The sequence below is a fragment of the Pseudomonas brassicacearum genome (assembly GCF_000585995.1).
GTDB lineage: Bacteria > Pseudomonadota > Gammaproteobacteria > Pseudomonadales > Pseudomonadaceae > Aquipseudomonas > Aquipseudomonas brassicacearum_A.
In genome coordinates this window covers 3656730-3666769 of sequence record NZ_CP007410.1, presented here as the reverse complement: position 1 = coordinate 3666769, position 10040 = coordinate 3656730, and the positions used below count along the sequence as shown (strand labels likewise).

The following is a 10040-nucleotide window of genomic DNA, read 5'->3' as shown; positions in this document are numbered from 1 at the left end:
ACCAACGGCCCTGAGTGAGTTTGCGAGGGTCGAAAATGCCACACGTCACTGAGTCGGATCGTCCAGCCTCAAAGTTCTGGAGCCTGTCCCGTTTTCCCAATCACCCCCAGGCCGGACCGGTCGAGGTGATCGATGCGCTGACGATTTCCAATGAGCAATTCACCCGCCAGTACGTGAATTACAACCGTCCCTGCCTGATTAAGAATGCCGTGCGGCATTGGCCGGCGTTCCATAAATGGAACCTCGACTACCTCAAGGCGCATTCGCGCAACAGTTCGGTGAAGGTGCGTTCGAAGATCGTTTCGGAGGTCATCGGCTGGTCGAAGCCCGAGGTCAAGGCGGCGATGACCGAGTACGCGAAAACGGTCTTCCAGGAAGTGCCCTTCCATGAGTTTCTCGACAGGCTCGGCGAGGGCGATGATCCCCAGGTGGCCGACAGTTGCCGCTTTTCCAAAGGCTCTGCCATCGAGCAGATGAGGGACGACGTCGGGGGCCTGCCCTTCATGCCGACACTGTCCAAGCCCCGGCACTATCCACCCCATCGCAGCTTTCTGTACCGCAACTCCTACACCGATTGGCATTTCCATGTCGTCGATGAGACCTTCATGGCCCAGGTGGTCGGTGCCAAGGAAGTGCTCTTGCTGCCGCCGGACGAGGCCAGTTGGCAGGCGCTTCGGCCGGTGGTCGAAGAGGCGGGTTATCTGTACGACATCGATACCGGGCGCTTTCCCGGGACCCGGGGTTTGCACGCCATGCGCACGGTGGTGGAACCGGGCGATGCGTTGTACATACCGGTCTATTGGTGGCATGCGGTGCAATCCATGGATGACGCATTCGGTGCGACCGTTGCCGCGACATTCCCGACCCCCTTGCATGTCAGTGGCGATATTCGCTCGCCCATTGCCAGGCGGGTATTGCGCACCTTTCTGTTTTCCCGTTATGCGCCGTTGGTGCTGGGGGTGGTGGCCTACTCCCTGGTCTATCGACTGGGACGCCGGTTGATCGGTGCCAGCAAACCCCGCGATGCGCGCGCATGAGCCTCAAGAGCATCCACCGGCGATTCGATCTGGGACGTAGTTTCTATTTCCTCTGGTGCGGTGAATCGTTGGCGGTAGTCGGTACGACGATGATGGGATTCGCCCTCGGCGTCTGGGTGTATTCCCATACTGGCTCGGCGGTGGCGTTCACCAATGTGATACTGGCGGCAACGTTGCCGGCGATTGTGTTTTTGCCGTTGGCGGGAGGGCTGGCCGACCGGATCAGTCACCGGGTGATCATTGTCTGTTGCGATGTGAGCCTGGCGGTGCTGCTCCTGGGGATCATGGCGTTGCTTTGGCTCGATCGCCTGGAACCCATGCACCTGTACATCTTCAATGGCTTGGCCTCCATCGTCGCGGCTTTCCGCAAACCGGCGTACCAGGCGGCGGTCAATACGATTGTCGCCCCGGAGAAATTCACCCGGGCCTCGGGGCTGATCAGCATCAGTAAAAACGTTTCGGCGCTGGTGGCACCGCAAATGGCCGGGATCATCATGGCCAAGGCCGGCCTGGTGATGATCCTGGGCCTGAACGTGGTGACCTTTTGTTCCGGCACCTTGCTGGTGATCAAGGCGTTTTCCCATGTGCGATTCGCGCCGGAGCGACCGCACGGTGCCGGCAAGGAACCGGTGTTTCGCAGTGTGCTGGGCAATATTGCCTCGGCGCTGAAGTTTTTCTCTGCCGGGCACCTGATGGCCTGGATGTTGGTTTACACCGTGGTACGCAACGCGCTGCTTTCGCTGGCGACCGTCATGATGACGCCGTTGGTGTTGTCCACCATGAGCAGCCAGATGCTGGGCATGGCCTACACATGGTCGGCCCTGGGCGGGTTGTTTGGCGCCGGGCTGCTGATTCTCATCGGCCACCCCCGCAAGTTGATGGCGTTGGTGGGGGTAGCCGATCTGTTGTTGGCCGCCTGTGTCATTGCCTTGGGGGTGGTTTTGCATCCCGTTGCCTACTGCGCCCTGGCGTTCTTCGCCATCACCTCGGCATGCGTCGCCGATGCCTGTGTGACCTCACTGTGGATGCACAAGATTCCCAGCGGCAATCGCGCCAGTGTGTTTGCGCTGATCAACATGTTGACCATTGCTGCCACCAGCCTCGTGATCTTCGTCGGTGGTGTATTGGTGGACCACTGGTTCCAGCCGGCGCTGCAGCCCGGCGGCCTTTACGCCGATTCGATCGGTCTCTGGCTGGGGGTGGGTGCGGGACGCGGCGTGGGCTTGCTGTTCGTGGTGGCCGGCGCGCTTTTTGCGCTTTTGCCCCTGGGCGTTTTGCTCTATGGACCGATGCGTCGACTGGCCGAGACCCAGCCGCAGGCAGTCGCCATACAGGCGAGCGACAGTCCCCCGGTCAACGCTCTGTGATGGTTGTACCGGATTCCCGTGACAGACAGGCCGGGGGCGGTGGGTCAACCTTTGCCGAGCCTTTGCCACCCCCGCGCCCGGGCCTGGCAGACCAGTGTTTGCATCGCCATTTGAGCCGACAACCTCGATAAAAGGAGCACCTATGCGCCCGTCGTTTTATGATCCCAGCCGCTTCCCCAAACTTCAGGACCTTGCCCAAAACTGGGAGGTGATTCGTGAAGAGTTTCTCGCGCTCGATGCGCCGACCCTGACCATCAACCGCGTGGGTAAGTCGATCACTGAGATCGTCGACGCAGTCGCCGCGCATATGGAGGCGGGCGGGAAGTACGGCTGGATCTGGGGGTGGGGTGACAACATGGAGATAAAACGCGACTGGACGCAATATGGCCTGGTCGCCTATGACACTCCGATCCCCTACGCCCAGGCCGCCATGCCGGCGACCATCGAGCTGCTGAGCAAAATCCCGGGCATCAAGCTCTGTGCTTTGCTGCGCATGGAGCCCAGTGTGTTTCTCAGCACCCATGCCCATACGGGTACGTGGGAAGAGGGGCTGTTGCATATGCAGCTGACCATCGATGCGCCTACTACCCAGAATTACTCTTATCTCAACGTTAATGGCAGCTTTAATCAGAGTACAAATGGCAATTTGGTGATCTTTGACGGCTCTCTTGACCACTTTGCGGTGAATGCTTCCAGGGCTTATCGTACTGTGCTTTATATTGAGTTTCATCGTGAGAAGCATATGGTTGCTTGAGGTGATGGGGTTTGATCTTTTGTTTCGATGTGGTGTGTATATCCGTTTTTTCGGTCACGGCTACTTATGGTTCCGCCCTTACGGCGGCTCACTTTTGAGAAGCGCAAAAGTAAGCAAAACGCTTTAGCCCCACCACTTGGTGCCTCGCCTAGGCTCGGCATGCCCGAACGAAGGCATTGCTCCGTGGGCCGCCGCGAAGGGCCATCCATGGCCCAGCGCGGCTAACCCGGCATCCATGCCGGGTTGCCCACTGCGCAATACCTACGTTCGGCCATCGTGGTTAATGGGGCGCCGAGATCAACGTCCGCCGCGAGGCGGCCTGAGAGCCGGCCTGGCTCTCTCGGTCGTACTCCGATCCAATTGTGGGAGCGAGCTTGCCCGCGAAGGCGGCCTTACAGCCGGCCTGTCTCTCCCGGCTGTACTCCGATCCAATTGTGGGAGCGAGCTTGCCCGCGAAGGCGGCCTTACAGCCGGCCTGTCTCTCCCGGCTGTACTCCGATCCAATTGTGGGAGCGGGCTTGCCCGCGAAGGCGGTCTGACAGCCGACCTGTCTCTCCCGGCTGTACCCCAATCCAATTGTGGGAGCGAGCTTGCTCGCGAAGGCGGCCTTGCAGCCGGCCTGTTTCTTGCGGCTGTACCCCAATCCAATTGTGGGAGCGAGCTTGCCCGCGAAGGCGTCCTTACAGCCGGCCTGTCTCTCCCGGCTGTACTCCGATCCAATTGTGGGAGCGGGCTTGCTCGCGAAGGCGGCCTTACAGCCGGCCTGTCTCTCCCGGCTGTACCCCAATCCAATTGTGGGAGCGAGCTTGCTCGCGATGGCGGGCTCACAGGCGGCCTGTATCTGCAGCCGTAGCTTGATCCAATTGTGTGGGCCTGCTCGAAGAGGATGGCACAGTCGATGAAGATGTTGAATGCCCCGGCCTCTTCGCGAGCAAGCCCGCTCCCACAGGAGGAACGCGGTCCCACCCCAAACCAGGTCGGCTCTCAGGCCGCCTAGCGGTGGACGTTGATCTCGGCGCCCCATTAACCACGATGGCCGAACGTAGGCATTGTGCAGTGGGCACCTCGGCATGGATGCCGAGGTAGCCGCGCTGGGCCATGGATGGCCCTTCGCGGCGGGCCCACGGAGCAATGCCTACGTTCGGGCATGCCGAGCCCTAGCGAGGCACCGAGTGGTGGGGCAAAAGCGCTTTGGTTACTTTCGCGCTTTTTTGTACGGACCGGACACATGGTTGACGGGTGTGCGGGGACATGGTGGACACTTTCCAGCGAGCCAATTTCGCCGGAAAGCCATCATGCCCTGGACCACGAGAGACGCCATGAGCCTGAAAGAAGAGTTCGTTGCCTTAGCACGGCAACCCGGCAGCAATAAACGTGAGCTGTGTCGACGATTCGGCATCAGCCCGCAAACAGCCTACAAGTGGCTAGATCGCTACAAGGCGCATGGTCAGCAGGGTCTGCAAGAGAAGTCCCGCAGACCCGCGACCAGCCCCAAACTGACCCAGGCCGCCATGGAGGCACAAGTCGTCGCCCTTAGGCAGGCCCATCCGGCATGGGGCGGACGCACGATTAGCAGCCTGTTGGAAAAGCGTATCGCCCCCAGCACCGTCACCAATGTCTTGCACCGGCACGGCCTGATCCAGCCTTCTCAGAGAGAGCAATCGGCAACGCTGAGATTTGAACACGACGCGCCTAATGATCTTTGGCAGATGGATTTCAAAGGGCATTTTGCGCTGCAACAAGGTCGATGCCATCCCCTGACCCTGCTGGACGATCACTCTCGGTTCAGCCTAGCCATTGAGGCTTGTGACAACGAACGGGGAGCCACGGTGAAGGAGAGGATGATCGAGGTTTTTCAACGCTATGGCTTGCCGGCGCGTATCAACGTCGATAACGGCCCACCTTGGGGCTCGCCACGCAATCCGGGTGAAGTGACAGAGCTGAGTATCTGGCTGATTCGCCTGGGGATCCGGATCAGTTTCAGCCGTCCTCGCCATCCTCAAACCAATGGAAAGATCGAACGTTTCCACCGCTCACTCAAAGCAGAGGTGCTGGATGGGCGTCATTTTTCCACGCTAATGGACGCTCAATCGGCTTTTGATCGATGGCGTGAGGTTTATAACCTGCAGCGCCCCCATCAGGCGCTGGGCTACAAGGTGCCTATGGACCGCTATCGGAGCAGCCCCTGGGCGTATCCGCAGCAACTGTCAGAGTTTGAATATGGTCCGGATGATGTGTTGGCCAAGGTGTATCACAGTCGATTTCGCTTCCAGAAACGCTACTTCAGCATCGCCAAAGGACTGGTAGGACAGCACATCGCAATACGCCCTAACGCTGAAAGCGATGGCTTGTTTGACGTCTATTTCTGCCATCACTTTTTACGGACCTTCGACGTGAATAACCCTGACTACGGCGCATAATGTGTCCACTATGTCTCCGCACAGGTGTCAACCATGTGTCCGGTCCGTACACGCTTTTTCGAAAGTGACCCGCCGTAAGGGCGGAACCCTAAGTCGCCGTTACAGAAAAAACGGATATACACACAATCAGACGCCAATATCAGACCAACGTAGATTCAAGCGTCGATTCCAGAAAACGAAAGGCCGTCTGCTTCGAAAGCTGGGTCGATTCAAAAAACGCCAGGTGGCTGCCATTGTGCTCCACATGCAGCAGAGCATCGCTGATGGAATCGGCAATGTGCTGCGAGCCGCCGATATGGGTCGTTGCATCGGCATCGCCAGCGACGACCAACGTAGGCACCGTAATCTGCTCCAACCGCCACTTCAACTCAGTCTTGTTCAACGCATCGTTGAGTCGCGCATAGCGGTAGAACAGCTCCTCATTGACGTAAGGATAGAGCGCCGCATGGGCGATGGAGTCCGGAATCGTCGCCAGCGTCGCCTGGTCCAGGAACAGCGCCTGCAGGTCACTGGCCTCGTTGCGGTCCACGGCGGCCGATTCCATCAGCCATTCGAAATTCTGTTGATGAGGCGTGCGCAGGCTGTCGTCGCCCAGGTTGTAATCCCCGTGCCACAGGCTCAGGGAGTTGACCCGGTCGGTGTGGGTGGCTGCAGCACTGAGGGCAATCACCGCGCCGCCGCAGATGCCCATCAGGTGCGCGCTCTCCAGCTCGTAGTGGTTCATCACATTGATCAGGTCGCCAACCTGCGCGTCGGTATCCACTGACAACTGGTCGAACGAAGTGCAGGAACCGAACAGCCCGCGGGTTTCCCAGGTGACCACGAAGAACCGCTCGCTCAGCGCGTTGAACCAGTCGCGGCACAGGTCGAACGGCATGCCGCAGGGCAGGGCCAGGACGATGGCCGGGCGTTGTCGGTCGGTGCTGGCATGGACTGACAGCGCCACGTTGTCGCGGGTGATCAGGTGCAGTGTCTCAACCTCGGGCACCGCACCGCTGAAATCGAAGTGTCTGACCAGGCGCCCGAACTCCTTGGCACTGTCGACGTCGTCGAAGTGCTCGTAGGAGAACTCGAGCGCCTGGCAGATTTTCTTGCTGATAAACATCTCGAAGGACGACAGTTGTGTCTCACCGTCGTGCAAGTACTGCACGGCCTTGACGCCGATCCGCGCGAAGGCGGTACTGACCGCCCGTTCCGTGGCTCTGACGCTGGGGGAAGCCTGGTCGGGTGACAGGTCATTCCCCTGGGCGAGAAAGCTCAGGCAGATCGGGTCGGGCAGATGGATGGCAAGGTGCCTAAGCATCCTCACGGTCTCACACAGGCGCGTGGCTGCGTCGGTGGAAATAGTCATGGATTGGGGGACTCCTGTCAGGCACGTTGCGCATGCCAACTGTCATAGGGCACTGAAAAATATCAGACCGCTTCGAACTTCTTGCCTCGGGTGGTGTGGGTGACAAGGCGGTTGTATTCCGGGGTGTTGTCCCCGATTACCTGGACCGCGCCGTATTTTTCCAGGCTGATGCGACCGCCGTACTCCTCGATGTGGTCGGAGTCTGGATAGATCTTCACGAACGACGGCACATAGCGCGAGGCGAAGCCCATGCGCATGTCCTGGGACTCACCGCTGTGGGGGTAGGAGGCGTGCATCAGGGTCGACCAGAAAATGATGAACTGACCGGCCTTCATCTGCATCGGCACGGCGGAGGCTTCGTCGGGCTTCCAGTTCTCGTCGATCTGCAGCTGGCGATAGTCATAGCCGAAGAAACCGCGCCGCACCCCATCCTTGACCACCGAGCTGTTGTTGGCATCGGGATCGTAGGCCATGCGCTTGGTTTCGTCGTAGTTCATGCTGTTCTGGGTGCCGGGAATGAATTGCAGGCAACCGTTGGCGATGTTGGCGTCGGTGAAGGCGGTCCAGACGGTGATGGTGCCGCCGAAGTCTTCGTTTTCCGGCCAGAGGATCTGCGGCTTGCCCGAGGCGTTGGCGAAGGTGTCGGCCTGGTGCCAGTCGGTGCCTTCGTCGCCCGGGTATTTAGGGAAAAACTCGGTACGCCAGCACAGGACATCCGGGCCGAGAATGCTCTCGACGCGGTCGCAGATTTGCGCACGGCAGATGTGGTTGGCGAGGAATTCATCGTCCAGGTGGCGATCGTAGTTGGCGATGTTGGTGCCGCCGGAGATCGCATCCAGATCCTGGTAGGCTGCGGCACTGCGGTCGAGCAGGCGTAGACGGGTACGCCTCCAGGTCTCTTTCATTTCTTCTGGCGTATAGGCGTCGAAGGGTCCGATGAAGCCGTTCTTTTCAAAGGACGCACGTTCTTCCGGGGTCAAGGCGAATTTTTTGCTCATGAGCTTTTCCTTTTCGGTCATTGGGCTTGGACAAGGGAACGCTGGATGCAGTCGGCCAACACTTTGGCGGTCGCGCCGTCTGCCAGTGCGCCAGGGTCCAGGTTGATCCGGTAATGGGCCTTGAGGGTACTCAACGAGCGGATCAGGGCCAGGGAGGTACCGCCGAAATCGAAGAAGTCATCGTTCACGCCGATGTTCTTCAGGCCGATATCGTCCGACCATACTTTGAGCACGAACTGCTCTTGCTCGGTGAGGCCCGCTTCGCGCAGGTGCTGTACGGTCGAAGGGACCGAGTCAGGCGAAGGCAGGCGGTTCTTGTCGATCTTGCCGTGGGCTGTGACCGGCAATTCTGCCAGCGCAATGTAGGCCGAAGGACGCATGTAATCCGGCAGATTAGCCGCCACCAACGCGGCAACTTCGCCGCGGGTCTGTTCGCTCCAGGCTTCCACGCCCCGGGTCGGTACTACATAGCTGACCAGGCGCCAGTCGCCATCGCCGTAATCGTGACCGACGACATGGGCCGCGGCGACCGCCGGGCTGGTCTGCAGGCACGCCTCGACTTCTCCTGGCTCGATCCGGAAACCGCGGACCTTCAATTGTTCATCGCAACGACCGGCGTAGCGGTACTCGCCGTCATCCCCCAAGACCACCAGGTCGCCGGTGCGATAGGCACGGCTTGAGGTGCCCGGCAGCTGGACGAAGCGCTCGGCGCTCAGGGCTGGACGATTCAGGTAGCCCAGCGCTACACCGGCGCCTTCGATGTACAGCTCCCCGACGTTGCCTTGGGGCACCGGTTGCTGATCGGCATCGAGCAGGTGCAGACGCCAGCCATCCAGTGGTGCGCCGATGGACACCATGGCGGTGCTTTCCAGGTCCTGGCCGAGTACACGTTTGAAAGTGGTGTGGACGGTGGCTTCGGTGATGCCGTACATGTTGACCAATGCAGGCTTCTGATCGCCATGTCGCGCGACCCACGGACGCAGCACGGTGGCTGGCAGCGCCTCGCCGCCGAACACCACATAGCGCAGCGCCAGCGGTGCATGGGCAGAACGGTCGGCGTCATCGAGGCCACGGAAAGCCGAAGGCGTCTGGCTCAGGACGGTCACGCCCTGGTCAGCCAGCCATCTATGCGTGTCGCCTGGCGAGCGCGAGACCGCGTAAGGCACCACGGCCACGTGGGCACCGTGGGCGAGGGCGCCCCAGATTTCCCAGACCGAAAAATCGAAACCGATGGAGTGGAACATCGACCAGACGTCGTGCTCGGTGAAGGCGAACGAGCGCTGGGTGCTTTCCAGCAAACGGCTGACGTTGCCGTGGGCCACCAGCACACCCTTGGGTTCACCGGTGGAGCCGGAGGTGTAGATGACATACGCCACGGCCTCGTCGGGATTGCGGCGGTCGTTGTCGGGGAGGGGTTCCAATGCCGGGCCGGCCAGCAGCTCGACCAGGGACAAGACACGCACGGAGGCGCTCTGCGGCAGGTCGGCGAGTTCCCCGATCATCAGGCTCAGGCCGCTGTCGCGCACGATATGTTCGACACGTTTGCCAGGGTACTGCGGGTCGACCGGGACGTACGCGCCGCCCGCCTTGAGGATGCCCAGCAGGCTGATGACCAGGTCGACGCCGCGTGGCAGGCACATCCCCACCAGCATGCCGTCCTTGACGCCTTCCTGGCGCAGTCTGGCCGCCAGCTGTGACGAAGTGGCATCGAGTTGCGCATAGCTCAACGAGCGCGTGGCGTCGGACACCGCGGTTCGCTCGGGGAATTCACGTGCCCGGGCGGTGAATATTTCATGCAGCAATACGCCAGGCGTGAGGGGGGCTGGCGCGGGTTTGACCGATCCGCCAGTGTTCTTAATCGGCATGACTAACGCTCCTGTTAATGGCCATGCACAGCGTGTTTGCGTGTGGCGCAAACCGTTGCACTCGAGACGTCACTGCGGCCCACGGGATCGTTTCAGGTACCTGTGCGATTCGCAGCTGCCGCATTTCAGCACCGACTTCGTGTCCGCGTCTGTCGCGGGAAATGGGGACAAACGAGCCTGCCGGGGATCGCAGCGTTGGCACCGTCGGCGCGTGCCGGGCTCTGTCCCTGTTTGCGGTGCCAGACATC

Annotated in this window: 7 protein-coding genes; 4 read left to right on the top strand and 3 right to left on the bottom strand. The window is 60.5% G+C overall.

The features are described 5' to 3' along the window. Positions 1 to 35: 35 nt before the first annotated feature. From CD58_RS15550 to CD58_RS15530, 4 genes are all read left to right on the top strand, one after another. A complete protein-coding gene (locus CD58_RS15550; protein ID WP_025213920.1) occupies positions 36 to 1037 on the top strand; it encodes a cupin-like domain-containing protein in 1002 nt (333 codons plus the stop codon). Continuing rightward, on the top strand, positions 1034 to 2404 hold the full coding sequence (locus CD58_RS15545) for an MFS transporter (protein ID WP_025213919.1): 1371 nt from the start codon (positions 1034 to 1036) through the stop codon (positions 2402 to 2404). Before CD58_RS15550 ends, CD58_RS15545 begins: the two co-directional genes overlap by 4 nt. A gap of 142 nt (positions 2405 to 2546) precedes the next feature. After that, entirely contained in the window at positions 2547 to 3158 is a 612-nt protein-coding gene (locus CD58_RS15540) for an aspartyl/asparaginyl beta-hydroxylase domain-containing protein (RefSeq protein ID WP_025213918.1), read from the top strand. A gap of 1295 nt (positions 3159 to 4453) precedes the next feature. After that, positions 4454 to 5578, top strand: coding sequence for an IS481 family transposase (locus CD58_RS15530; RefSeq protein WP_025213442.1), 1125 nt, complete (start codon positions 4454 to 4456; stop codon positions 5576 to 5578). 139 nt (positions 5579 to 5717) lie between these two features. Here CD58_RS15530 and syrC read toward each other — a convergent pair whose 3' ends face one another. The 3 genes from syrC to syrB1 all read right to left on the bottom strand — a co-directional run bounded on the left by syrC (position 5718) and on the right by syrB1 (position 9792). After that, positions 5718 to 6929, bottom strand: a complete 1212-nt coding sequence (gene syrC / locus CD58_RS15525; protein ID WP_025213916.1) for a syringomycin E biosynthesis aminoacyltransferase SyrC — start codon at positions 6927 to 6929, stop codon at positions 5718 to 5720. A 62-nt stretch (positions 6930 to 6991) separates the two neighbouring features. Next, a complete protein-coding gene (gene syrB2, locus CD58_RS15520) occupies positions 6992 to 7927 on the bottom strand; it encodes a syringomycin E biosynthesis L-threonyl-[L-threonyl-carrier protein] 4-chlorinase SyrB2 (RefSeq protein ID WP_025213915.1) in 936 nt (311 codons plus the stop codon). 17 nt (positions 7928 to 7944) lie between these two features. Beyond that, positions 7945 to 9792, bottom strand: a complete 1848-nt coding sequence (gene syrB1, locus CD58_RS15515; protein ID WP_025213914.1) for a syringomycin E biosynthesis L-threonine--[L-threonyl-carrier protein] ligase SyrB1 — start codon at positions 9790 to 9792, stop codon at positions 7945 to 7947. Positions 9793 to 10040: the final 248 nt, after the last annotated feature.

Excerpts from the sequence above, each read along its gene's own strand:
- CD58_RS15550 (WP_025213920.1), top strand. The coding sequence starts at position 36 with ATGCCACACGTCACTGAGTCGGATCGTCCAGCCTCAAAGTTCTGGAGC.
- syrB1 (WP_025213914.1), bottom strand. The coding sequence starts at position 9,792 with ATGCCGATTAAGAACACTGGCGGATCGGTCAAACCCGCGCCAGCCCCC.
- CD58_RS15530 (WP_025213442.1), top strand. The coding sequence starts at position 4,454 with ATGCCCTGGACCACGAGAGACGCCATGAGCCTGAAAGAAGAGTTCGTT.
- CD58_RS15545 (WP_025213919.1), top strand. The coding sequence starts at position 1,034 with ATGAGCCTCAAGAGCATCCACCGGCGATTCGATCTGGGACGTAGTTTC.
- syrC (WP_025213916.1), bottom strand. The coding sequence starts at position 6,929 with ATGACTATTTCCACCGACGCAGCCACGCGCCTGTGTGAGACCGTGAGG.
- CD58_RS15540 (WP_025213918.1), top strand. The coding sequence starts at position 2,547 with ATGCGCCCGTCGTTTTATGATCCCAGCCGCTTCCCCAAACTTCAGGAC.
- syrB2 (WP_025213915.1), bottom strand. The coding sequence starts at position 7,927 with ATGAGCAAAAAATTCGCCTTGACCCCGGAAGAACGTGCGTCCTTTGAA.